The sequence below is a fragment of the Brachybacterium sp. GCM10030268 genome, from assembly GCF_042666305.1.
In the GTDB taxonomy this organism is placed as follows: Bacteria; Actinomycetota; Actinomycetes; order Actinomycetales; family Dermabacteraceae; genus Brachybacterium.
In genome coordinates this window covers 90,280-114,491 of record NZ_JBHTCW010000003.1, presented here as the reverse complement: position 1 = coordinate 114,491, position 24,212 = coordinate 90,280, and the positions used below count along the sequence as shown (strand labels likewise).

Below are 24,212 nucleotides of genomic sequence, written 5' to 3'. Positions count from 1 at the left end.
GCTGGAAACTCCCGGTCAATCGGGATCCGGAAACGTCGCGGTCCGGGTACCGTTGGACGGATGAGCCGGGTCACGCTGCAGGACGTCGCCGACCACGCGGGCGTCTCGATGAAGACGGTCTCCAATGTGGTGCGCGGGTATCAGCACGTCAGCGACCCCATGCGCACCCGGGTGCAGGCCTCGATCGATGCGCTGGGTTACCGCCCGAACGTCTCCGGGCGCAGCCTGGCCACGGGCCGGTCGAACATGCTGGCCTTCGCCTTCGCCGACCTGCGCCGGCCCTACTTCGCCGAGCTCGCCCACGTCATCTCCCGGGTCTGCGCGGCTCGTGGCTACCACCTGCTGTTCGAGGAGACCGGCGGCACGGCCGACGGCGAGCGCTCCGCGGTGCGCGGGCGCGAGGCCGGGGTGGTCGACGGCGTGATCATCCACCCCCAGGACCTGACCCCGGCCGAGCTCGACGAGCTGCGCGGGGACACCGCGGTCGTCTTCCTCGGCGAGGCCGAGCGCCCGCGTCATTCCGACCAGGTCGCCATCGACAACGTCCGCGCAGCGGCCGAGGCGGTTGCGCACCTGGTCGCCCTCGGCCGCCGCCGCATCGGCTTCCTCGGGCACGAGCCCGCTGCGCTGTCGCAGACCTCGCTGCTGCGCCTGCAGGGCTACCGCGACGGGCTGGAAGCGGCCGGCCTGGCCGCCGAGGACTCACTCCTGGTCCCCCGCGGAGTCGGGGACGCCCAGGGGGCCGAGGCGGCCTTCGGACGAGCGCTGGATACGGGCCTGGAGATCGATGCACTGCTGTGCCGCGACGATCTCGCCGCTCTCGGTGCCCTGCGGGCCATGCGCCTGCGCGGGCTCGAGGCCCCGAACGACATCGCCGTGATCGGGTGGGATGCGATCGGTCTGGCGGCGAGCCTGGCCCCCAGTCTCACGTCCGTGGCGCCGGACACCGTCGCCCTCGCCGAGAGCACGCTGGAGCTGCTGCTCGAGCGGATCGAAGGGCACGACGGGCCCGGCCGGCACCGCACGGTCGGCCACCGGCTGCTGGTCGGAGAGAGCGCCCCCTACCCGGACGGGTCGGTCGACGAGCCGAGCACGGACGACTGACAGCGGGCGAGCCTCAGGCCTCGCCGGGCTGGATGCTGCCGAGCAGCTCGATGATCACGGCGCGCAGCGAGGCGGGCAGGCCGACGGTCTCCAGCTCGGCGATCCGCTCCGCCACCGGCGCGTCCCGGGAGACGATCTCCCAGGCGCGCAGCTTCTCGGGGTTGCCGGCCTGGGCCTGCTCGAGCACCTCGCGCACCACGCGGCGGGCATCGAGGCCGATGCGCGGGGGCCCGGCCAGCTCCAGCACCGCACCGTCTGCTGCCTGCACCGGGAGATCGACGCTGAAGCGGCCCGGCGAGCGCTCTGCGACCTCCTGCCCGGTGGCCGGTTCGCCCAGCACGGTGATCCGCCAGGTCCGCTGCTGCGGGACGACGCCCGCCTCGCCCTCGACCGGAGCGATCCGGAGGGTGGAGGTGGCGGCCTCCCAGCTCAGCCGGGTGCGGCCGACGTCGTGCTCGGCGCCCTCGCGGTCCTCGACGAGCTCGAAGGTCCCGTCGGCCGTGGGGTTCAGGAGCAGCTCGAGCGTGTCGGGGTTCTGGGTGACGTCGAGCTGGTCCTCGGCCGCGAGCGGGAGGATGCCGCCGGGGCGGAGCAGGGCGGGGATGGTCTCCAGTGGCCGGTGGAGGTCCGCGATCCGGTCCCCCGCGTAGGCGGCGGAGGTGAAGATGTCGATCCACTGGCCGGGCGGGAGCCAGGTGCGCGCGCTGCCGTGCAGGCTGGCCGGATCGCGGGGCGAGACGATCGGGGCGATGACCAGCTCCGAGCCGAAGGCGTAGGCGTTCGGGGCCCGGTAGGCCTCGTCGCGACGGGGATGGAGGTGGTACAGCGGCCGCACCAGCGGGGTGCCGTCGGCCGCCCGGTGGTTCATGGTGTGCAGGTAGGGCACCAGGCGGTGCCGCAGCCGCAGGGCCTCGCCCATCGCGGCCCGGTGGCCGGCCGGGAAGGTCCACGGCTCCTTGCGGATGAAAGGGTTGTTGGCCGAGTGCAGGCGCATGATCGGCGAGAACACGCCGAACTGCACCCACCGCGTGGCCAGCTCGTCGTCGCGGATGCCGCGGGTGTGGCCGCCGATGTCGTGGCTCCACCAGCCGTAGCCGATGTTCGCGGCGGTGGCGGTGAACTCGGGCTGGAAGGCCAGCGAGTCCCAGGAGACCACGGCGTCGCCCGAGAAGCCGACGGCGTAGCGATGGCTGCCGGGGCCGGCGTAGCGGGAGAAGGTCATCCCGGCGCCGCCGTCGCGGGCCGAGTCCAGCTGATGGAAGTGGTTCAGCAGCCACAGCGGGTCCACCCCGGGCAGGCGGCTGGTGCTGCCCTGCTGCCAGTCGATCCACCAGAAGTCCACGCCCTGCTCCTCGAGGGGGTGGTGGAGGTGGTCGAAGTAGGCGCGCAGGAAGTCGCGGTCGGTGGGATCGAAGGGGATGGTCTGCTCGGTCTCCGGATCGATCCCCAGCTCGCGGGCCATCTCGGGGTAGGCGTCCTCGAAGGCGCGCACGCCGTCGGCCGGATGCAGGTTCAGCGTGGTGCGCATGCCGCGCCGGTGCAGCTGCTCGAGGAAGCCCGCCGGGTCCGGGAACAGCGAGGGCTCCCAGGAGTACCCGGTCCAGCCGCTGCCGAAGCGGGAGGGGACGGACTCGACCCGGTGCCAGTCCATGTCGATCACCGCGACCGAGAACGGGATCTGCTCCGTCTCGAAGCGGTCCATCAGCTCGAGGTAGCTCTCCGCGCTGTAGGGGTGGTAGCGGCTCCACCAGTTGCCCAGTGCCCAGCGCGGCAGCAGCGAGGGGCGCCCGGAGACGGCGTAGAACGCGTCCAGCGCGGCGTCGTAGTCGCGCCCGTAGGCGAAGATCGTGAGGTCACGGCGGCCCGGGGCGCGGGTGCCGATCCATCCGTCGGCCTCGAACAGGAACGAGTCGCTGTCATCGAGCATGGTGATGCCGTCGCGGGCGAGGATGCCCGGCTCCAGCGGCATCCGCCCGTCGACGTCGTCGAGGGTTCGGCCGGTGCCGCCGAGGTCGCGCGGCTCCTGCCCGTAGGTCCACCGGTTCGCATCCGGGCCCAGGGTCTCCACGCTCAGCCCCGCCGCGGAGAAGCGCTGCCCGTCGTAGCGCAGCTGAGCACGGCCGGTGCTGATCTCGACCCCGGCGCCGCTGCGGACCACCGAGAACTCCGGCACCTCCAGGCGCCGGCGGATCGCGAACGTGGAGGCACGGTCCTCGAAGCCGCCGTCCTCGCTCCACTCCAGCCGGAACAGCCCGTCGGCCAGGACGCTGATGCGCCAGTTCTCCCCCGTGACCACGGCCTCGGGGTGGGCCACCGGGTCGGTGCCGGGAAAGGGACGGACGACGGGCAGGGACGCGGCATCGTGCCGGGAGGGGGTCATGCTGGCTCCTGGTAGGTCTGCGACGGGGAGGGCGGGCGACCGTGGCCGCACGGCCCCGGGATATCGGGGATCAGGACTTCACGGCGCCCTGGGTGATGCCGCTGATCACCCAGCGCTGGGCGATGAGGTACACGATGACCGTCGGCGCCATCGCCATCAAGTAGGACGCGAAGGCGACGTTGTAGTTGGTGCCGAAGTCGCTCTGGAAGATGTTCTGGACCACGGGCAGCGTCTGCAGGCGCGGGTTCGAGGTGATCAGCGAGGCCAGCATGAAGTCGTTCCAGGAGGCCAGGAAGGCGAAGATGCCGACGGTCGCGTTCATCGGGCCCAGCAGCGGCAGGATGATCCGCCAGAAGATCTGCCAGGTCGAGGCGCCGTCGATGCGGGCGCTCTCCTCGAGCTCGCCCGGGATCGAGCGCAGATAGGCCGAGTAGAGCAGCACGGAGAAGGAGAGCTGGAACATCGCGTGCAGGATCGCCACCCCGACGGGGTTGTCCAGACCCAGCTGCGCGGTGAGCTTGATCTGCGGCAGCGCCACCACCGGGAACGGCAGGAACATCGCGGCCAGCAGGTAGATGAACGACCAGCGGAAGAACCGCCGGTGCCAGTTGCGCACGATCGAGTAGGAGGCCAGCGAGCTCAGCAGCAGCGTCAGCGCCACCGTCAGCACGCACACGAGCACCGAGACGCCGAAGGCGACGGGGAAGTGCGTCAGCTTCCAGGCCTCGGCGAAGCTCCCCGGATTGACGGGACTGGGCAGGGAGAGAGCGTTGCCGTCGGCCGACTGCGGGCTGGTCTTGAAGGCCATCGCCACCGTGACGTACAGCGGGATGATCACGGTCAGCGCGGCGAGCGCGAGCAGGATCGTCAGCGGCCAGTTCGCCCGGCCATTGCGGTGGCGCAGGAGACCGGTGCGGCCGGGACCGGAGGGCGTGCTGCCGCCCGGGGCGCCGGCCGGGGCGCCGGCGAGGGACGGAGCGGCCGGGCCGGTGCCGGTGGAGGCGGTGTCGAGAGTGCTCATGCGAGTCGGAGGTTCCTTCCTCGTACAACGACCAGCTGCACGACGGAGATGAGGACCGTGATCACGAAGAAGATCGTCGCGTTGGCCATCTGGTAGGCGTACTCACCGCCGGTGAAGCCGGAGAAGATGCTCATGGCCACGCTGCGGGTGGAGGTTCCCGGCCCGCCGCCGGTGAGGCCGACGATGACGTCGTAGGCGCCCAGGTAGCCCTTCACCCCGAGGATCGTGTTGATCAGCACGAAGCCGCTGATCAACGGCAGCGTGATCGCCCACAGCTGCTTCCAGGTGGAGGCGCCGTCCAGGGAGCTGGCCTCGTAGAGGTCGTCCGGGATGGAGGTGAGCCCGGCGGTGTAGATCAGCAGGGCCCCGGGGACCGTCTGCCAGGCGGTGACGATCACGATCGAGAGCCACGCGAGGTCGGGGTTGCCCAGGATGCTCTCCTGGAGCGGCCCGATGCCGAGCGCGGTCGCCAGCGCCGGGACGGTGTTGGAGAACAGATAGTTGAACACGTAGGCCACGACGATGCCGGAGACCACCATTGGGATCACGAAGATCGTGCGCAGCCCGGCCGCGAACCGCACCCGCTTGGTCAGCGCGATCGCCAGCGCGAGGGCGATGGTCTGCGTGACCACCACGGTGACCAGCGCGAAGCCGAGCGTGAACGAGTAGGAGCTGAGGATGGAGGGATCGGAGAACAGGGCCTGGTAGTTCGCCAGCCCCAGCAGCTTCCACTCGCCGAAGCCGACGTAGTCGGTGAAGCTGTAGAAGATGCCCACGCTCGCCGGGACCACGACGAACCCGGTGAAGGCGAGCAGGGCGGGGACGAGGAACAGGTAGTGGATCAGATCGGTGCGCGGCCCGTGGCGGCGCGAGCCGCGGCCGGCGCTGCTGCCGCGGGTGGCGCGGGTGCCGCGGGTGGCGGACGTGGTGTCGGTGGTGGTCATGTTCGCTCCTGGATCGACGTGTGCCATGGCGCTCAGACCGTCGCGTCCCGGCCGGCCACGCGGCGCCAGTCGGCATCGAGCTGGCGCAGCATCGTGGTGAAGTCCCCGCTGCGGATCGCAGCCTGGAGGTAGTTGCCCAGCGGGATCGAGGTGGGCACGAAGGTGCCGGCGCCCTGGTAGAACGCGGCCTCGTCGACGTAGGCCTGCAGGCCCTCCAGCCGCTCATCGGTCTGCGGCGGCGCGTCCTTCGTGGTCGAGTAGGCGAGGTTGTCGCGGTTGTAGGCGTCGATGATCTCGGGCTGCATGAGGAACTCGACGAGCTCGCGCGCGGTCTCGACGTCCTGCGCCTCCTCGGGGATCCACAGCCCCAGGTCGACATTCACGCGCGCCTGCCGGTCGGCCGGGTCGTTGGTCACCGGCAGCGCGAAGGTGCCGATGTCGAGCGTCTCGTCGATCAGCGCGATCTGGCCCAGTGCCCACGGCCCCTGGAGGTACATCGCCGCCTCGCCCTTGCCGAAGGCGAGGTTGCCGTCGGCGTAGGACCGGGTGGCGTGGTCGGGGTTGAAGAACGAGGAGATGGTCTTCGCGCGCTCCATGGGCACGGCGAAGTCCTTCTCGAAGGAGACCTCCGAGTCGGGGCCGACGTCCTCGCCGATCTCGGTCATCTTCGCGAAGAACTCCGCGGGATCGACGAGGCTGCCCACGGAGTAGTCGAACAGGCCCTGCCACAGGGTCCAGGTGTCGCGGTCGGTGGCGTAGATCGGGGTGATCTCGGCCTTCTGCAGCTCGGTGCACACGTCGACGAACTCGTCCCAGGTCTCCGGCACCGGCAGGTCGTGCTCGGCGAAGATCGTCTTGTTGTAGATGACACCGGCCGCGGCCAGGGAGTACGGCAGCACGCTGGTGCGGCCGGGGTAGTCGGCGTACTGGGTGGCGAGCACGCCGATGCTGTCGCGGATCCGAGCGGCCGACGGCAGATCCGAGAGGTCGCGCAGCACGCCGCGCTCGATGTACCGGGCGAGCTCGAGGTTGGTGTTGAAGCAGCCGACATCCGCCGGGTCCCCGCGCACGAACTGCGGGGCGATCGCCGTGGTGGAGTCGTGGACGACGGAGGTGCCCGGATGGGCGCTCTCGAACTGAGTCAGCAGGTCACCGAAGTACCCGATGACCTCCTACTTCTGCATGAAGAAGCGCAGGCTGCCTCCGCTCGCGGCTCCACTGGAGCAGCCGGCCAGGGCGAGCGCGCCCACGCCGAGGCCTCCTGCGGCGCCGGCGAGGAATCCTCGCCGGGCCACCTGCTCTGGTCCACCACGTGTTCTCGTTCGCACTATCGGGCCTCCTCGGGCGCACCGTCACGCGTCGTCGTCGCGCGTGCTCGCGCCGACGTCGGGCAATCCTCCTCGGCCGCGGGCACCGGCCGGTCGAGGAGACCGGGCAGTGCGTCCGCGACCGCGGTTGCCACGCCCGGCCAAGTTTGCAGCGCTGTAAACCGGCTGTCAAACGGTCTTCCCACGTGAGCATGACGTGATGTGAGACACGCGACGCTGCCGACGGTGGCCGCCTCGCGCCCGGACACGCCGCGGGCGGACTTTCGCAACGGATCCGAGACCTTCGAGGCTTTTTATCACAGTGACCAGGAGTCTTGCGGGGCCGGCCGTGCGCGATCGGCCGCGCGGGGCCCCGAGAGGGGGTTGCGCCCGGTGGGGCGTGCGCCATCATGGCTCGGGAACCGCCCAGCCATCCCGGAGATGACGATGAGCCCCACCCCCGCCTCGCCCGACGCCTCCCCCGTCGGCGCCGCCCGCCCCCTGACCAGGTCGCAGCGCCTGGATCGCCTGCCCTTCACCCGCAAGCACGGGCGGATGCTGGGCGCCTCCGGCATCGGCTGGGCGCTGGATGCGATGGACGTCGGCCTGATCTCCTTCGTCATCGCCGCCCTCAGCGTCCACTGGGAGCTGAGCAAGGGCGACGGCTCGCTGATCGCCTCGGCGGGGTTCGCGGGCATGGCCATCGGGGCGAGCCTGGGCGGGCTGCTCGCCGACCGCCTCGGCCGGCGCAGCGTCTTCGCCCTCACCCTGCTCGTGTACGGCCTGGCCACGGGCGCCTCCGCCCTGGCGATGGGCGTCGGCGTGCTGATCCTGCTGCGCTTCGTGGTGGGCCTGGGACTGGGGGCCGAGCTGCCTGTCGCCTCGACCCTGATGAGCGAGTTCGCCCCGGCCCGTATTCGCGGACGCGTGGTCGTGTGGCTCGAGGCGTTCTGGGCCCTGGGGTGGATCCTGGCCGCGGTGATCGGGACGTTCGTGGCCGCCTCCGGGCCCACGGGCTGGCGCTGGGCGCTGGCCATCGGTCTGGTGCCGGCGCTGTACTCGGTGGTGGTGCGCCTGGGGATGCCGGAGTCGGTGCGCTTCCTGGAGAAGCAGGGCCGTCACGACGAGGCCGAGACCATCGTGCGCGGGTTCGAGGACTCGGCCGGACTCGCCTCCCCGGTGGCCGCTGAGCAGGACTCCTCCGAGTCCTCGCAGCAGGTCTCCCCGGAGTCGCCCGCAGCGCCCGCCGCGCGGGTCACCACCGAACCGCCGCCCGCCGATCCCCTCAGCTCCGAGACCGCCGGGGGGATCTGGTCGCCGCTGCTGCGCCGCCGTACCGCCGGGCTGTGGGCGGTGTGGTTCTGCATCAACCTCTCGTACTACGGGGCCTTCATCTGGATCCCCACGCTGCTGGTCGATCGCGGCTTCACCCTGACCCAGTCGTTCACCTTCACGCTGATCATCACCCTCGCCCAGCTGCCCGGCTACGCCGTCTCCGCGTGGCTGATCGAGGTCATCGGGCGCCGCTGGACGCTGACGCTGTTCCTGGCCGGCTCCGCCCTCTCCGCCACCGCCTACGGCCTGGCGGACACCGAGGTGCTGATCATCGTGGCCGGCTGCTGCCTGAGCTTCTTCAACCTCGGAGCCTGGGGCGCGCTGTACGCGATCGGCCCGGAGCTCTACCCCACGGCCGTGCGGGGCACGGGCACCGGCGCGGCGGCCGGCTTCGGTCGCATCGCCTCGCTGCTGGCACCGTTCATGGTGCCGCTGCTGCTGGCCACCGGCGGGCAGGTGCTGTCCTTCGCCGTCTTCGCGGTGGCCTTCGCCCTGGCGGCGGGCGCCGCGTTCACCCTGCCCGAGCAGCGGGGGCGGGCGCTGGCGGAGTGACGGCCCGACCCCGGGGCGCGTGACCTGGCGGACTGCGCCGAGGTTCGCGGGGCGGACGTCGTCGACCATTGGGCCGCCCGACGGTGCCATCGCGACCGCGGACGCATCGGCCTTCCGGCACACGGGGACGACGGGCCTCACCCCGTAGCCTCGTGCCATGGCAAAAGTCTTCGACTCCATCGACGAGGGTCTCCGGGGCTGGATCGCCGAGCAGCCGATGTGGTTCGTCGCCACCGCCCCTCTCGGCGCCGAAGGGCACGTGAACGTCTCGCCCCGCGGCCATGATTCGTTCTCCGTGCTGGGCCCGCACCGCGTCGCCTGGGTCGACTACACCGGCAGCGGCGTCGAGACCATCGCGCACCTCCGCGAGAACGGGCGCGTGTGCCTGATGTTCCTCTCCTTCGAGGCACGGCCACGCATCGTGCGCCTGCACGGCAACGGCCGTGTCTTCGTCCCGGGAGACACGGAGTTCGACGAGGTCGTGGCACTCCACCCCGCGCATCCCAGCACACGGGCCGTCATCACGGTCGACGTCACGCGGATCAGCGACTCATGCGGCTGGGGCGTGCCGGTCATGGAGATGAGCGGCGAGCGCGACCTGCTCCGGCTGCAGGCCGAGAAGAAGGGCGAGGACGGCATGGAGCGCTACCGCGCCGAGAAGAACACCCACAGTATCGACGGCCTGCCAGGCCTGCCTCAGTGACGCCTCGACCTCGGCGCGCGTGACCTGGCGGACTGCGCCGAGGTTCGCGGGTCGGGCGTCGTCGACCATGGGGACGCCCGACTACTGGCGACATAGCGGGTGCCGTGGCGTATATGGCCACGGCACCCGCTCACACGCCAGTACCCGGTTGTCGGGTCAGGACTTGTCGAGCGACCCGTCGTAGGCGCAGATCGCGTCGACCTTCGCCGCCGAGGAGGAGTTGGGGTCGAACTCGAGGTCCAGCCACACCTTGACCAGTTCCTTGGCGAGCTCGAGGCCCACCACGCGCTCGCCCATGCACAGCACCTGCGCATCGTTGGAGAGCACGGAGCGCTGGACGGAGTAGAGGTCGTCCGCGGTCACGGCACGGATGCCGGGGACCTTGTTCGCGGAGATCGCCACGCCCAGGCCCGTGCCGCAGATCAGCAGCGCCCGGTCGGCCTCGCCGGCGGCGATCTTCTCCGCCGCCTCGATGGCGACGTTGGGGTAGTAGGTGCCGTCCTCCCGGCCGGTGACACCGACGTCGATCACGGAGTCGACGCGGGAGTCGGATTCGAGCAGTTCCTTCAGTGCACTCTTGTGGCCGAATCCGGCGTTGTCGGATCCGGTGATGATCTTCCAGCCCATGGCTGCTCCTTCGGGTGATGGATGAGGATGGCTGACGGAGACGGTGTCGTTCTATGCAGTTGTCAGCGGGCCGGCGGGGCTGCGGCCCGGGACCAGCCCTGCCGGACCGTCGCCGGTCGACCGGACGGTCAGGCCGAGAGCAGTTCGCCGAGGCGGGTCACGATCCGTGCGAAGGAGATCGCGCCCGGGTCGGGCGTGCCCTTGGACTTCTCGCCGTGGGTGCGTGCTCGGCCCAGGTGGGCGACGAGATCCGCGGTGGACTCGGCGGCCGCTGTGGCGTTCTCGGCGGCGGCGGTGACCGCCTCGGCGGCGGGTCCGTCGGCCGACTCCAGGGTCTCACGGAACGGCACCGCCGCGTCGACCATGGTCTTGTCCCCGGGCTTGGCCCCGCCCAGGCGCTCGACCGCCTCGACGGCCTGGGCCAGGGCAGAGGGGATCTGCTCGTCGCTGACGGCCTCGTCGTCGCGGAAACCGCCGCCGACGCTGGTCAGCACCGCGCCCCAGAGGGCACCGGAGGTCCCGCCGGCCTCGGCGGACCAGGCGGCTCCGGCCTGGACCAGCACGGTGCGGGCGCCGGCACCGCGCTCGAGCGCGCGGGAGGCGGCGGCGTGGGCACCGCGCGCGCCGAGGACCATTCCCTGGCCGTGGTCACCGTCGCCGGCGATCGAGTCCAGCTGGCCCAGCTCCGGCTCCAGCTCCTCGAGCAGGCTCTGGAGGTCGGCGAGGATCTCGGTGATGCGGCGGGCGCTGTCACGCGAGGCGTCGGTGGCCTCGGGGATCGGGTCCTCGCCGGGGGTGTAGAGCTCGCCGCGCTCCTGGCCGGCCGGCCCTTCGACCGTGCCGCCGCGACGGAACGCCGGGGTGTCGGCGGGGGCGAGCCAGTGCTGCTCGAGCTCGTCGTCCAGCCGCATCACCGTGAGCGAGAGGCCCGCCATGTCGAGGCTGGTGACGTGCTCGCCGACCTCGGGGCGCACGAGCGTGAGGCCCTTGTCCTGCAGCAGCGCCGAGACGTGCCTCCACACCACGAACATCTCTTCGTACTTCACGGTGCCCAGTCCGTTCAGGACCACCGCAGCCCGCTGCGAGTCGAGCTCGGGCGTCTCCTTCAGCACGCCCTCGACCAGCACCTCGGCGAGCTCGGCGGCGCTGGGCATCGGCTTCTCGTCGATCCCGGGCTCCCCGTGGATGCCCAGGCCGATGGCCATCTTGCCCTCGGGCACGTGGAAGAGGGCATCCTCAGCCCCGGGCAGCGTGCAGCCGTCGAAGGCCACACCCAGGGAGCGGGTGGCGTCGTTGGCCTTCCAGGCCAGGCGCTCGGCCTCGTCGAGGTCGGCCCCGGCCTGGATGGCGGCGCCGGCCACCTTGAACACGACCAGGTCACCGGCGATGCCGCGGCGGTCGCGGTGGTTGTCCTCGGAGTTGGAGGCGATGTCATCACTGACCTTGACGATGCGCACGTCGATGCCTTCCGCGCGCAGCTTCTCGGCGGCGACCCCGAAGTGGAGCACGTCGCCGGCGTAGTTGCCGAAGCCGAGGATCACGCCGCCGCCGTTGTCGGAGTTGCGGGCGACGGAGTAGACCTGGTCGGCCGACGGGGAGGAGAAGATGTTGCCGCACGGGGCGCCGTGGGCGAAGCCGGGACCCACCCAGCCGGCGAAGGCCGGGTAGTGACCGGATCCGCCGCCGACGACCAGCGCCGGGGCGCCCTCCGGAGTGGCCAGTGCGCGCACCACCCCGCCGTGCACCTGCAGCAGTTCGTCGGGGTGGGCGGCCACGAGGCCTTCCACGGCGTCGGCGGGGAACGACTTCGGGTCATCGAAGAGGTAAGTCATCGTCGAACTCTCTCTGCAGGGATATGAGGGGCGGGTACAGGGCCAGCCTGCCTGATGGGCGGTGCGCCGACCAGATGGGCCCGGGTCGTCGGCCGACAGCGGCCGGCACGGCGCCCGTGCCGGGCGATCAGCCCGGAAGGACGGGCGGACCGTCGACGTCGGCCACTGCGTCGGTGCCGCCGGGCGGGACAGGACGGAACGCCTCGCACGCAAGATCCTATAGGAAAGTGTGTGCCGGGAGGCAACCAGGCTCCGTTCGACCCGTCAGACATCGGTGGGCCGGCTCTCAGCGGGCCGCCGCCGGCGTGGCGGCCTCGTCGGAGGACCGGTCCTCACCATGAAGGCTCGGCTGATGGACCTTGAGGAAGTAGGTCATCACGAAGGCGCAGGCGTACAGCAGCACGAACGCCCAGACCACGCCGACGTTCCCGCCCCACGGGCGGACCACGGCGACCACGGCCGAGCCGAGGAACGTCGCCCCGCCGGCGGCCGTGGTGTACATGGCCATCGCCGCGCCGGTGTGCTTGGGGGCGATGGCGGGCATGATCGCGCCGAGCGGCACGAAGCCGGCCAGCAGGATGCCGAACACGGTGCCCGCGGCGACCGCGACGACGAAGCCCCAGTCGGAGCCGGCGGGGACCCAGTGCGGCACGTACCACCACAGCAGCAGGCCGATCGAGGAGCCGACGATGCCGAACCAGCGCACCGTCCTCGTCCAGCCCCAGCTGTCGCCGAGCGCACCGAAGGCTGCGTTGAACAGGATGTTGCCGGCATAGACCACGCTGGTCATGACCAGCCACTGCGACATGCTCCAGCCCAGCCCGCCGTCGGCGATGGAGCCGGCGATGACGCTCGGCAGGATGATGAACATCCCGAACTCGGGGGCGGTGTTGATCAGGCGCGTCAGGAAGCCCATGGCGATGCGCTTGTTGGTGAAGGTCAGCCGCAGGCCGGAGAGGATCACGGAGCCTCTGCTCTCGCCCGCGGGGGCCAGGCGCATGCTGCCGTGGCGTTCGCGCACCCCGAACCAGGCGATGAGGAAGCCGATCGTGACGATCCCGGTGGAGGCGAGCATCGCCCAGTACTGCCCGAGGAACCCGCCGCCGAAGCCGTCGATCAGGAACACGGCGACCAGCGAGCCCAGGGTGGGCAGGCCGCCGGTGAACATGACGTAGAACCAGCCGACGGCCGCTCCGTTGCGCGCCTTGTTCACCACGGCGTTGATCCACACCAGGAACGCGAAGGCGAACAGCGGGAACCCGAACCCGCGCAGGAAGTAGGACAGCGCCACCAGCGGCACCGACTCCAGTTGCAGGGAGCCGAGGAAGGCCAGCTCGAACACGACCCACACCCCGAAGCCCAGCGCCATCACGCGGCGCGGGCCCCAGAGATCGGACAGGGCGCCGGCCAGGTAGGAGCCGACGAGCACGGCCAGGCTGTAGGCGGCGATGATCCGGGCGGCGAGGTCGATCTTCGCATCCCCGCCGCCGAAGGTCTCGGCGATGTGTGGGGAGACGATGTTGGACTCGACGCCGTTGCCGGTCATGAAGATCAGGACGCCCAGGAAGCCCCAGCGCAGTGGGTGCGGGATCCCGATCCGGTCCAGGAAGCCCTCGCGGACTCCCGCCTCGTCGTCGGCGCCGGCTGCGCCTGTCGCCATCGGTGCCGAACTCATACGGACACTCCTTCGTGTGCGGTGGTCGCTCTCGCGGCCGTCACTGCGGTGCCGGGCGTACCGCCCGGCGGTCGACGCGGCGACCCTAGGACGAGCACCGAACATCCGTCAAGCACAAATGTTCCGCCGCACCCTCCTCCTCACTCGGTGTAGGTGAACGGTGCAGTCATCTTGTCGACGTTCTCCTCGGTGATGAGGATGCAGTCCAGCGCCTGCTTCTCCTGCTCCGGCTCGGTGCCGTTGCGCAGCAGATCGTCGGCCATCTCGATGACCTGCTCGGCGAACTGCGCCACGGGCTGGAGCACGGTGTAGGCGAGCTCGCCGTTCTTGATCGCCTCCACGGCGTCCGGCGAGCCGTCGAAGCCGCCCACCACGATGTCCTCGAGGACTCCGGCCTCCTGGAAGGCCGCGATCGCGCCCAACGCCATCTCGTCGTTGCCGGAGATCAGGCCCTTGATATCGGGATTGGCCTGCAGCAGCGACTGCGCCTTGTCGTGCCCCAGGGTCCGGTCCCAGTCCGCGACCTCCTCACCGACCTTCTCCAGGTCGGGGTACTGGCTGATCGTGGTCGTAAAGCCGTTCGAGCGGGTCTGGGCGTTGTTGTCCGAAGGCAGGCCGAACAGCTCGACGTAGGTGCCCTCCTCCCCCATACGTTTGACCCATTCCTGGGCGCCGAGCGCCGCGCCCTGCGCGTTGTTCGAGACCAACTGCGCCTTGGCGACGCCCTCCTCGTTGATCTCGGCGTTGATGAGGAAAACGGGGATGTCGGCCTGGACGACCTTCTTAATGGTGCCGATCGAGCCGTCCGCGTCGGCCGGGTCCATGATCACCGCCACCGACCGGTTCGAGATGGCTGTGTCGACCAGCGTGTTCTCGGTGTTGGTGTCACCTTTGTGGGCACCGACGGTGGTGGTGTAGCCGAGCTCCTCGGCCTTGGCCGCGGCGACATCGCCCTCGGTCTTCCAGTACGGGTTGGAGGGATCGTTGACGATGATCGTGATCAGGCCGCCGTCGGACGAACCGCCGCCGCCAGCACTGCCGCCGTCGGACGAACCGCCGCCGGATCCGGTCGAGCACGCCGCCAGGCCGGCCGCCGCGGCGCCGATGCCGAGTGCGGAGAGGAAATGCCTACGTTCCATGATGTGTTCCTTTCGAGGGGATGCAGCCCGGCCGGGGTGCATCGGGGCTCTTGCAGGGTTCTGGTCCCGGGTCTGTGAGGGCCCGGAGGGGGCAGTGCCGGCGGTCGGAGTGGTCAGTGCCGGCGGTCCGGTCCCGGGTCGCCACTGCCTGGCTCCTCGGCCCGGTCGGGGGCCGGCGTACCGGGCGAGGGGCCGCCGCCGGCTGCCGCGCCATCGACCGCCGCGCCGTCGGTCGCCGCACCGCCTGCCGACGCACCGTCGGTCGTCCCGCCGTCGGCCGGCTTCGCCCCGGAGGCGGCGGGAGCGGGCACGGGCGTGCCGCTGGGCGGTGTCGTCGTCGGGGTCTGCTTGGCCCTGCGCGGCCTCCCGTACTGCAGGGAGTTCAGCAGTACGGCGACGATGATCACTGCGCCGACGAACACCGTCTGCCAGTACTCGGAGACGCCGACGAGGACGAGCCCGTCGGAGAGGAACCCGATCACGAAGGCGCCCAGCAGGGTGCCACGCACGGTGCCGCGACCGCCGGAGAGAGCGGCGCCGCCGATGACGACGCCCGCGATCGCGGTCAGCTCGTAGGTATTGCCGGCGGTGGGGCTGGCACTGGTGAGGGTCGAGGCGAGGATCAGCCCGGCCACGGCGGAGCAGAGCCCGGAGATCACGTACACCCAGATCTTCACCGAGCGCACGGGCACGCCGGAGAGCTGGGAGGCGCGCTCATTTCCGCCGGTGGCGTACAGCCAGCGCCCGAACGTGGTCCGGGCCAGCACCACGGCGAGGACCAGCGCGATCACCGCCATGATCAGGACGCCGGCGGGGATTCCCAGGATGCGGTTGAACCCGAGCCACTCGAAGCCGGTGTTGCCCAGGCCCTCGGTGCCGGAGAGGTCGTTGATGGTGCGGCCGTTGGTCATCAGCAGCGCGAATCCGCGCACCACGTAGAGCATGCCGAGGGTCGCCACGAACGGGGCGACGTGGAACCGTGCCACGAGCAGGCCGTTGACCAGGCCGATCACTCCGCCGAGGGCGACGGAGATCAGCACCGCCACGGGCACGCTGGGGTAGAGCGTCACCCCGAAGATGTCCAGCGGCACGCCGCGCAGCAGGAAGCCGGCGATCACGGCGGTGAACCCGAGGGTGGAGCCGACGGAGAGGTCGATGCCGCCGGTCAGCACCACCAGCAGCATCCCCAGCGACAGCAGCGCGAAGATCGCGACGTGGGAGGCCATGATCAGCAGGTTGTCGACGGTGAGGTAGTTCGGCGAGAGCAGCGAGAAGACGACGATGATCAGCGCGAGGGCCAGGAAGGCCCGCCCCTCGATGAGGAGCTTGGAGAGGTCGAGCTTCTTCGCACCCTCACCTGCGGTGGTGGAGGTCTCTGCGGTGGTGGTCGCTGCGGTGGAGGTCATCGTGCTGTCCGTTCCTGGGTGCGGGGTCAAGAGGTGACGACTTCGCCGGAGGCGGCCATGACGTCGGACTTCGCGGCGTCGGGTCCGAATTCGGCAGAGATGCGACCGCGTCGCAGCACCACGATGCGGTGGGCGATGCTGAAGCACTCCTCGACCTCGGAGGTGGAGTAGACGACGCCCAGGCCCTCGCGGGCCCGGTCGGCGAGCAGACCGAAGACCTCGGCCTTCGCCCCGATGTCGATGCCCCGGCTGGGCTCGTCCAGGAGCATCACGCCGGGTCCGGTCGCCAGCGCCTTGCCGATGACGACCTTCTGCTGGTTGCCGCCGGAGAGGGAGCCGATCGGGGTCTGCGGCCCGGGCGCTTTGACGGTGACGTCCCGGATCAGCCCGTCGGCCAGGGCAGTCTCCTTGCGGCGCGAGAGGAAGCCGCGCGTGAGGAACTGCCGGATGCTGGAGAGGGTGAGGTTCTGGCCGACGGACATGGTCTGGACCAGCCCATCGCGCTGGCGATCCTCCGGCACCAGCCCGATCCCCATCGCGATGCGTTCGCCGATCGATTCGGGGCCGAGCTGCTGCCCGCGGTAGAGGATCCGGCCACCGGCGATGCGGCCGCGACCCGCGACGGCTTCCAGCACCTCGGTGCGGCCAGCGCCCATGAGCCCGTAGAGGCAGACGATCTCGCCTTCGCGCACCGTCAGCGACAGTTCGTCGACGACGGCACGCTCGGGGTTCTCGGGGTCGCGGACGGTGAGGTCCTGGATCTCCAGCACGGGATCGCCGAACGCGTGGCCTTCCGGTGGGGAGCCCAGGTCGAAGTGTTCGCCGACCATGTGCTGGACGATCCAGGCCAGGTCGATCTCCTCGCGGTCCCCGCGGGCGGTCATGGTGCCGTCCCGCAACACCACGGCATGGTCGGTGACCTGCAGCGCCTCCTCGAGATGGTGGGAGATGTAGACCAGGGAGACGCCGCGGGCCGTGAGCTCCTCGATGATTCCGAAGAGGATCTCGACCTCCTTGGCCGCCAGGGCCGACGTCGGCTCGTCCATGATGAGGATGCGGGCGTCGATGGACAGGGCCCGGGCGATCTCGACTATTTGCTGCTGGCCGACGCGCAGGTCGCCGACCATGGCCGCGGGACTCACATCCAGTCGCAGGTCGGCCAGGAGAGCGGCGGCCTGTCGCGTCTCCTCGGCGTAGTCGACGCCGCCGGCGCGGGTGATCTCCCGGCCGAGGAAGATGTTGTCGCGCACCGAAAGGTTCGGGGCGAGGCTCAGCTCCTGGTGGATGATCGCGATGCCGTGGTCGCGGGCGTCGTTGGTGGTGGCAAAGGTGACCGGCTGCCCGTCGAGGATGATCGATCCCGAGGTGGGCTGCTCCACGCCCGAGAGGATCTTCATCAGCGTCGACTTCCCCGCGCCGTTCTCCCCGAACAGCGTGGTGACCTGGCCGCGGTGGACGCCGAAGTCCACGCCCTTCAGCGCCCGGGTGCCCCCATAGGTCTTGACGATGTCGCGCGCATGAAGAACCACGTCGTCGGTGTTCACTGGACCTCCAGGGAGACGGGGGTGACGAGCCAGCCCTCGGGGTTGATCGCGGTGAAGGCCCCGGTGACAGTGACCGTCTCGCCCGGCAGCGAGGTCGGGTCCACGGGCTCGAGGACCTGCTTCTTCGCCTCATCGTTCAACGCGGCGCCGGCGTCCTGGTACTCGATCTGGTTGGTGAACTGGCCGAAGCCGTAGGAGCCGGTGGCATCGCGCAGGTCGGTGCCGTTGATGGCCGGGCCGGTCTGGATGCGCACGGTGACGTCCTGGGGCATACCCTCGACGTCGACCTCGTAGATGCCGGCCTCGCCCTCGCCGACGGTGCCGGTGAAGGTCGTGGAGTAGACGGTGTTCCCGGCGGCCTCGACCCCGTGCTCGGAGGCCGCGGCGTCTGGGTCCTCGGCGATCGCGGCGGCCAGCTCGGGAGCCTCCACGGCGCGCTCGGTGATCTGCTCCTGGACCTTCGGGAACTCCTCGGCTCCGAACGTGGCCTTGTCGAACTCCTCCGGTCCGGCGGCCTGGGACTCCTCCCCCTGAGGCACCACTTTCGTGCCCAGGACGACGACGAGCAGGGCGATCAGGGTCAGGGTTGCCGCGACCCAGCGGCCGGTGTGCTTCCTCGGCGATGCCGGGCGCCCGGTGCTGGGTGCCGCGGCGGATGCGGTGCTCATGGTGAGCCTTCCTCTGGTTGCTCCGGCTGGTGGGTGTCCGGCCGGTGGGTGGTCAGCCGGTGGGGCCCGGCCGGTGGGTGTCCGGCCGCCGGATGACCGGCGGGTGCGTGTGCTGCGACGGGCACCGTGCTCCGCTGGCGCCGTGGAGGGTGGTGTGGCTGGTGCGACTGGTGCGGTGGAGAGTGGTGCCGTGTTCCGGCTGGTGCATTGCGGGCCGAGCACGGAGCGGATACGCGTCCGTCAGCGTCGACGGGGTGCCGGATGTGCGTTCGGCCGGCGATGTGGGCGATCAGGTGGGGCGCACCGCCGGATCGGTTGGATAGGAGACGGCGGCTGTGCACCGCAGCGTGCACGGGACGGGAACCGCCGGCTCGGGAGACGGGGCCCAGGTGCGGGATGACGAGGGGCGGCGCCGCACCCGGGGCTGCGCAGGCCGTCCGCAGACGGCTCAGATACCGGGCAGGATGGAGACCTTGACGGAGGCGCCGGCGGAATCGGCGACCTGGTCCAGGGCGGTCTGGACCTCACCGAGGCCGTACTGGTGGGTGCAGATCTCGTCCATGGGCAGCTCGCCGGATTCGATCATCTTGATCGCGGCGGGCCAGCAGTTCGGGCCGAGGTGAGCCCCGAGGACGTCGAGCTCCTTGTCGTCGGAGATGATCGACCAGTCGACCTTCACGTCCTCCTTGAACACCGAGTACTCGACGTAGGTGCCGAGCTTGCGCAGGAGGTTCAGGCCCTGGCCGACCGCGCTGGGGTGACCGGTGCACTCGATGTACACGTCGGCCCCGTAGCCGCCCGTCAGGCCGCGGATCTCCTCGTAGATGTCCGTCGTGGACGGGTTCAGGGTGAGGTCGGCGCCGCACTTCCTCGCCAGCTCGAGCTTGTGCTCGTCGAAGTCGAGGGCGATGACCGTCTTCGGGTTCTTGTGAGCGGCGCCGATGATGGCGCCGAGCCCGATCGGCCCGCAGCCGGCGACCACGACGACGTCGTCGAAGCTGAGCTGGGCGCGCTCGACGGCGTGCAGCGAGCAGGACAGCGGCTCGGAGAAGGCGGCGTGGTGGGCGGGGATCTCCTTGGAGACCTGGTGGGCGCGGGCCTGCGGCGGGACCAGCATGTACTCGGCCATCGCGCCGTTGAAGTGCTTGAAGCCGAACATGTCGTGCGGACCGCACATCCAGTACCAGCCGCGCTGGCAGTACATGCACTCACCGCACGGCACGATCTGCTCGCAGGCGATGCGGTCACCGAGCTGGACGCCGTGCTGGGCGAGCGCCTCGGCCGAGCCGGAGACGACCTCGCCGACGAGCTCGTGACCGGGCGTGATGCCCGGATCGACCCAGCGATCACGGTTCTCGTCGCCCCAGAACTTGGCGGCCCCGTGGTAGCACTTCAGGTCGCTCGCGCAGACGCCGACGGCCTCGACGCGGATCAGCAGCTCGTCGTCGCCCGGCTCCGGGACCTCGAGCTCCTCGAGGCGGTAGTCCTCCGGGGCGTGCATGACCACGGCCTGCATGGTCCGTGGGATCTCGTGCTGGGGGGTCTCGGTCATCTCGACACATCTCCTTCGATACGTTCCGGGCGTCGTCATGGCGCCTGCCGGATCGGGGTGCGGCTCTGCGGTGTGCCCCGTCTCGGTGCGAGCGTAGGCACCGTCCCGCACATTCGTCAAGCACAAATGTTCCACCTCGGACCGCGCGGCGCCCGCGGACATGGGGCGGCGGGCGTGGGGACCTGCCCCACCTGAATAGCCCGATGACGGTGGTGATGCCTCGGAGTCGACGGCGCCTCGGACGCGCGGGGGACGCCTCGGGGTCGGCCGCGACTACGCCGGGTCCGCGTCCCCGTAGTCGGCCAGCACCTGCTCTGCGGTGGGGGCGTCGGTGATCAGCGTCGTGAACAGCCCGGCCTTCGCGCCCGCCCGGATCGAGGCGGCCTTGCCGCGGCCCGCGGCCAGCGCGATCGAGGTGGGGATCTGTCGCAGCTGGTCCAGCGTCGGGCGTACCAGCAGATCGGAGCCGGGATAGACGACCGGCTCGCCGTCGGCGTCGAAGAAGTGCAGGCAGATGTCGCCGACGGCGCTGGCCAGCGAGGGATCATCCCGCGGCACCACCGAGGTCAGCGACTCCCGTTCCAGGTACGGGGCTCCGATGCCGGTGACCAGCACGCTGGCACGCGCCCACAGGTCCATGATCTCCACGAAGCTCGGGTCCGCCTGCAGCGACCGCCACAGGCTCCGGCTCGGAAGGGCCGGAGCGAAGATGAATCGCGGCTGCGCCCCGGTGCGGGTGGCGAGGTTCCGCACCGTCTCGTTGGTCTGGAACGCGGGATCGGACTCCTGCTGGCCGCCGACGGTGGGGGCGACGACCACCCCGGCGAGCTGGGGCAGCTCCATCCGGCTGACGGCATGGGTGGTCCGGCCCGAGGAGACCAGCAGGACGTCGTCGCGGCGCAGGGCCAGACGGCGCAGCTCCTCCCCCAGCTGGTCACCGAGACCGCGGTAGTCGCGCTGCGCCTGGTCGCCGGGCGCGATCCGCACCCGTTCGACCCCGAGCAGAGCCCGCAGGCGGCTCTCGAGCTCGGTGACGTCCTCCTCGGGGACGTCGAGCACCTCGAAACGCACCATCCCGATCCGGCGCGCCTCGCTGAGCAGCTTGCTCACGGTGGGCCGGGAGACGCCGAGCTTCTCGGCGATCTCGGCCTGGCGAAGATTCTCGACGTAGTAGGCGGACGCGGCGCGGTGCAGGAGCTGCAGATCCATATGGCTCTCGAGCACGTCCACCTCATTCACCGTCATCGCGTTGTCGTCGACCGCTGCGTCGGCGCCTTCGAGCCGCGGACGGGTCGTCCGTGAGCGCTGATCCTATAGAGTCCGACGGCCCCTCACGCAACCGCCGGACCATCGCCCGACGGGCGCAGCGGCGCCACCCGTCCTGGTCGGCGGCATGGAAGCTCCCCTCGGCGAGGGGTGCACGCGGCTCGGTCCCGGCGCCGACAATGGCAGGATGGGCACACCCCGCCGGACCCGGCGAGGGCTGCCGCACACCGAGGTGACGATGAGGAGAGGGCGCGCCGATGGCAGATCGCGCTGAGGCCGTGCTCGGCATCGACGTCGGCACCTCGAGCACCAAGGGCGTGCTGGTGGCCCTCGACGGCACCATCCTGGCGTGCGCGGTACGCGAGCACGCGGTGGATCGGCCCGCTCCCGGGCACGTGGAGATGGACGCGGAGATCTGGTGGGACGAGGTCGTCTCCCTGACCGCCGAGCTCACCGAAACCGCGGACGCCCGGATCACGGCGGTCGGCGTCTCCGGGATGGGCCCGTGCGTCCTGCTGACCGATGACGCCGGGCACCCGGTGCGGCCCGCGATCCTCTACGGGGTCGATACCCGCGCGGAGGCGCAGATCGCCGACCTCACCGCACGGTTCGGCGACCAGGAGATCTTCGAGCGCTGCGGCAGCGTGCTCTCGGCGCAGGCCGCCGGCCCCAAGATCCGCTGGGTCGCCGAGCAGGAGCCGGAGCACTTCGCCCGGGCGTCCAGACTCTTCATGCCCGCCTCGTACCTGGCGTTCCGCCTGAGCGGGCGGTACGTACTGGACCATGCCAGCGCCAGCATGGTCACCCCGCTGTACGACACGGGGACGCTGGACTGGCATCGGCCCTGGTCGGATCACGTCGCACCAGGTCTGGAGCTGCCGCCGCTGCAGTGGGCCGGCGAGGCCGCAGGCACCGTCACCGCAGCTGCCGCGAGCGCGGTGCCCGGCCTGTCGCCCGGGATCCCCGTCATCACCGGCACGGTCGATGCCTGGGCGGAGGCGATCAGCGTCGGCGCCACCGCGCCCGGCGACGTGATGCTGATGTACGGCACCACGACGTTCCTGGTCGCGATCACCGATGAGCCCGCTCCCAGCCGCACCCTATGGGTCACCGCCGGCACCTCCGCGGGGACGTTCACCCTCTCCGGCGGGATGGCCAGCTCGGGCGCGATCACCGCCTGGATGCGGGAGCTGACCGGCGAGGCGGACTTCGCCACGCTGATCGACGAGGCCGCCACCAGCGGCGTCGGCGCGAACGGCCTGCTGATGCTGCCCTACTTCGCCGGGGAGCGATCGCCCATGCACGACCCGTCGGCCCGCGGCGTGATCGCCGGGCTCACGCTGTCGCACACGCGCGGAGACCTCTACCGGGCGGCGCTCGAGGCGGCGGCGTACGGGGTGCGCCATCATCTCGAGGCGCTGCGCGAGGCGGGTGTGGTCATCGAGCGGATGGTCGCCGTCGGCGGCGGGATCCGCAACGAGCTGTGGCCGCAGATCGTCTCCGACGTCACCGGGCTGCCGCAGGAGATCCCGCGGCGCACGGTCGGCGCCTCCTACGGCACGGCGATGCTCGCCGCGCAGCTCGCCCACGGCTCCGACACCAGTACCTGGAACGGGATCGATCACGTGTGCGTGCCCGATCCCGACGCCGGTGCCCGGTACGACCAGCTGTACCGGATGTACCGCGAGCTCTACCCCGCGACGCGGGACGTCACGCACGCCCTCTCGGAGATCCAGCAGCACGGGTGAGCGCGCGGTGCCGCAGCAGGCCGCGGCAGCCGCCGACCGTCCACCGGCGGCTCGCCTTCTCGGCCGCCGCGTCGGGATCCGTTGTCGACCCGCGCCCCCGGTGCTAGCGTCGAGAGCGCGAGCCGAAGGGGGCTGTCATGAGCATCGAGACCATAGACCTCGCAGACCTGCCGAGCGGCAACTTCGAGGGCCGGGATCACGGCGCCTCCATCTCGATCATCGTCGAACGTGATCTCGGCCGGGGGCTCGGTCCCCGGCTGCACCGCCACCCCTACGACGAGACCTTCCTGGTCCAGGCCGGGTCAGCCGTGTTCACGGTGGCCGATCGCCAGGTGACGGTGTCCGCCGGGCAGCTGCTGGTCGCGCCCGCGAACACCCCGCACCGCTTCGAGTCGCTCGGCGGCTACAGCGGGATCCACATCCACAGCAGCGATCGGTTCATCACCGAGTGGCTGGAGGAGTAGGAGCGCCCTCCCGCGTCCCGTGAGCACCGGCGGGGACGACGCCGTGCGCTGCCGAGCTCCCGCCCGGCCCCCGAAACGAGCGCCCGGGGACCGGGCACCGCGGGCCCCTGGCCGACCGATATCATGGCAGGTCACAGATCCTCGCCGGCCCTCGAGCCGGTGCGCGCGGCGAAGGAGGTCACATGGATCCCGGGGTCCAGGAGTTCCTCGACATGCTCGTGCGGGAGGGCGTCGAGGTCGAGCGCGGTCTCCTCATCCCCAGCGAGCGCCGGCTCGCCGAGCTCAGCGGCATGTCCCGCGCCCGGGTGCGGGAGCAGCTCTCCGGCCTGCAGATGCTGGGCATCCTGCAGAAGGTCCAGGGATCGGGCAATGTGCTGGTCTCCCCCGGCACCCCGGGGGCCGGCTCCGGGAACGGCTTCGAGATGATGCTGCGGGCCGGGCTCGTGACCGTCTCGCACATCAACGAGGCTCGCGAGACGCTCGAAGTGGCGATCGCCCCGAAGATCACCGAGCACGTCACCGACGAGCAGATCCAGGGCCTCGAGGACCAGGTGCGCGCCATGGTCGACGCCTCCTCCTCGCGGGACTTCGCCGGCGGCCTGGCAGCGGACCACACCTTCCACACGTCACTGCTGCGGATCTTCGCCAACCCCATCACGACATATGTCGTCGACGGCATGAACCGGGCCCTGCACGACCTGCTGCTCGAACGTCGTCGCATCGCCATCAGCCGGGAGATCGCGCGCAACCACGGCGACCTCCCCCGGAGCTTCGAGACCGATACCGTCCACTTCGAGATCACCCGTGCCCTGCGCTCGCGGCGGAAGGAGGCGGTCACCGCGGCCATGGAGGAGCACTTCGAGCTGTGGCGGCGCATCTGTCGCGGCTCGGAGCTCCCCGTCGGCCGCGCTGCTGCGCGGGAGAGCTGACGCCCTGCTCACCCTC

General features: G+C 70.8%; 19 protein-coding genes. 6 read left to right on the top strand and 13 right to left on the bottom strand.

Features of this window, described 5'->3' with window-relative positions; all coding sequences use genetic code 11:
- Positions 1 to 60 precede the first annotated feature (60 nt).
- A complete protein-coding gene (locus tag ACFQRD_RS06415; RefSeq protein WP_377020233.1) occupies positions 61 to 1,104 on the top strand; it encodes a LacI family DNA-binding transcriptional regulator in 1,044 nt (347 codons plus the stop codon).
- A 13-nt stretch (positions 1,105 to 1,117) separates the two neighbouring features.
- Here the strand turns inward: ACFQRD_RS06415 and ACFQRD_RS06410 are convergent, their stop codons facing one another.
- From ACFQRD_RS06410 to ACFQRD_RS06395, 4 genes are all read right to left on the bottom strand, one after another.
- Positions 1,118 to 3,484 (bottom strand): TIM-barrel domain-containing protein, encoded by a 2,367-nt coding sequence (locus ACFQRD_RS06410; protein ID WP_377020232.1) that lies wholly within the window; start codon positions 3,482 to 3,484, stop codon positions 1,118 to 1,120.
- 70 nt (positions 3,485 to 3,554) lie between these two features.
- Positions 3,555 to 4,505 (bottom strand): carbohydrate ABC transporter permease, encoded by a 951-nt coding sequence (locus ACFQRD_RS06405; RefSeq protein ID WP_377020231.1) that lies wholly within the window; start codon positions 4,503 to 4,505, stop codon positions 3,555 to 3,557.
- On the bottom strand, positions 4,502 to 5,449 hold the full coding sequence (locus ACFQRD_RS06400) for a carbohydrate ABC transporter permease (RefSeq protein ID WP_377020230.1): 948 nt from the start codon (positions 5,447 to 5,449) through the stop codon (positions 4,502 to 4,504). Before ACFQRD_RS06400 ends, ACFQRD_RS06405 begins: the two co-directional genes overlap by 4 nt.
- A gap of 32 nt (positions 5,450 to 5,481) precedes the next feature.
- Positions 5,482 to 6,594, bottom strand: a complete 1,113-nt coding sequence (locus ACFQRD_RS06395) for an ABC transporter substrate-binding protein (RefSeq protein ID WP_377803648.1) — start codon at positions 6,592 to 6,594, stop codon at positions 5,482 to 5,484.
- A 609-nt stretch (positions 6,595 to 7,203) separates the two neighbouring features.
- Between ACFQRD_RS06395 and ACFQRD_RS06390 the strand changes: the two genes are divergently transcribed.
- On the top strand, positions 7,204 to 8,643 hold the full coding sequence (locus ACFQRD_RS06390; protein ID WP_377020228.1) for an MFS transporter: 1,440 nt from the start codon (positions 7,204 to 7,206) through the stop codon (positions 8,641 to 8,643).
- Between the two features lie 157 nt (positions 8,644 to 8,800).
- Entirely contained in the window at positions 8,801 to 9,346 is a 546-nt protein-coding gene (locus tag ACFQRD_RS06385) for a pyridoxamine 5'-phosphate oxidase family protein (RefSeq protein WP_377020227.1), read from the top strand.
- A gap of 156 nt (positions 9,347 to 9,502) precedes the next feature.
- Here ACFQRD_RS06385 and ACFQRD_RS06380 read toward each other — a convergent pair whose 3' ends face one another.
- The 9 genes from ACFQRD_RS06380 to ACFQRD_RS06340 all read right to left on the bottom strand — a co-directional run bounded on the left by ACFQRD_RS06380 (position 9,503) and on the right by ACFQRD_RS06340 (position 21,034).
- The gene (locus tag ACFQRD_RS06380) at positions 9,503 to 9,973 is read right to left on the bottom strand and encodes a ribose-5-phosphate isomerase (RefSeq protein WP_377020226.1); all 471 of its coding nucleotides are present in this window, start codon (positions 9,971 to 9,973) and stop codon (positions 9,503 to 9,505) included.
- 128 nt (positions 9,974 to 10,101) lie between these two features.
- Entirely contained in the window at positions 10,102 to 11,805 is a 1,704-nt protein-coding gene (locus ACFQRD_RS06375; protein WP_377020225.1) for a dihydroxyacetone kinase family protein, read from the bottom strand.
- A gap of 286 nt (positions 11,806 to 12,091) precedes the next feature.
- Entirely contained in the window at positions 12,092 to 13,480 is a 1,389-nt protein-coding gene (locus ACFQRD_RS06370) for an RbtT/DalT/CsbX family MFS transporter (protein WP_377020224.1), read from the bottom strand.
- A 140-nt stretch (positions 13,481 to 13,620) separates the two neighbouring features.
- Positions 13,621 to 14,619: a D-ribose ABC transporter substrate-binding protein gene (locus ACFQRD_RS06365; RefSeq protein WP_377020223.1), complete on the bottom strand. Its 999-nt coding sequence runs from the start codon at positions 14,617 to 14,619 to the stop codon at positions 13,621 to 13,623.
- Positions 14,620 to 14,732: 113 nt separating this feature from the next.
- On the bottom strand, positions 14,733 to 16,025 hold the full coding sequence (locus ACFQRD_RS06360; RefSeq protein WP_377020222.1) for an ABC transporter permease: 1,293 nt from the start codon (positions 16,023 to 16,025) through the stop codon (positions 14,733 to 14,735).
- Positions 16,026 to 16,051: 26 nt separating this feature from the next.
- On the bottom strand, positions 16,052 to 17,569 hold the full coding sequence (locus ACFQRD_RS06355; RefSeq protein WP_377793589.1) for a sugar ABC transporter ATP-binding protein: 1,518 nt from the start codon (positions 17,567 to 17,569) through the stop codon (positions 16,052 to 16,054).
- Positions 17,566 to 18,237: a DUF2291 family protein gene (locus ACFQRD_RS06350; RefSeq protein WP_377020220.1), complete on the bottom strand. Its 672-nt coding sequence runs from the start codon at positions 18,235 to 18,237 to the stop codon at positions 17,566 to 17,568. Before ACFQRD_RS06350 ends, ACFQRD_RS06355 begins: the two co-directional genes overlap by 4 nt.
- Before the next feature lie 448 nt (positions 18,238 to 18,685).
- A complete protein-coding gene (locus ACFQRD_RS06345) occupies positions 18,686 to 19,789 on the bottom strand; it encodes a zinc-binding dehydrogenase (RefSeq protein ID WP_377020219.1) in 1,104 nt (367 codons plus the stop codon).
- Between the two features lie 273 nt (positions 19,790 to 20,062).
- Positions 20,063 to 21,034 carry a sugar-binding transcriptional regulator gene (locus ACFQRD_RS06340; protein ID WP_377020218.1) on the bottom strand — a complete coding sequence of 324 codons (972 nt, stop codon included), beginning with the start codon at positions 21,032 to 21,034 and terminating at the stop codon, positions 20,063 to 20,065.
- 278 nt (positions 21,035 to 21,312) lie between these two features.
- On the opposite strand from ACFQRD_RS06340, the gene ACFQRD_RS06335 reads away from it, so the two are divergent.
- From ACFQRD_RS06335 to ACFQRD_RS06325, 3 genes are all read left to right on the top strand, one after another.
- Positions 21,313 to 22,803 (top strand): FGGY-family carbohydrate kinase, encoded by a 1,491-nt coding sequence (locus tag ACFQRD_RS06335; protein WP_377020217.1) that lies wholly within the window; start codon positions 21,313 to 21,315, stop codon positions 22,801 to 22,803.
- A 137-nt stretch (positions 22,804 to 22,940) separates the two neighbouring features.
- Positions 22,941 to 23,267 (top strand): cupin domain-containing protein, encoded by a 327-nt coding sequence (locus ACFQRD_RS06330; RefSeq protein ID WP_377020216.1) that lies wholly within the window; start codon positions 22,941 to 22,943, stop codon positions 23,265 to 23,267.
- 182 nt (positions 23,268 to 23,449) lie between these two features.
- A complete protein-coding gene (locus tag ACFQRD_RS06325) occupies positions 23,450 to 24,196 on the top strand; it encodes a FadR/GntR family transcriptional regulator (RefSeq protein WP_377793581.1) in 747 nt (248 codons plus the stop codon).
- The last annotated feature ends 16 nt before the right edge of the window (positions 24,197 to 24,212 follow it).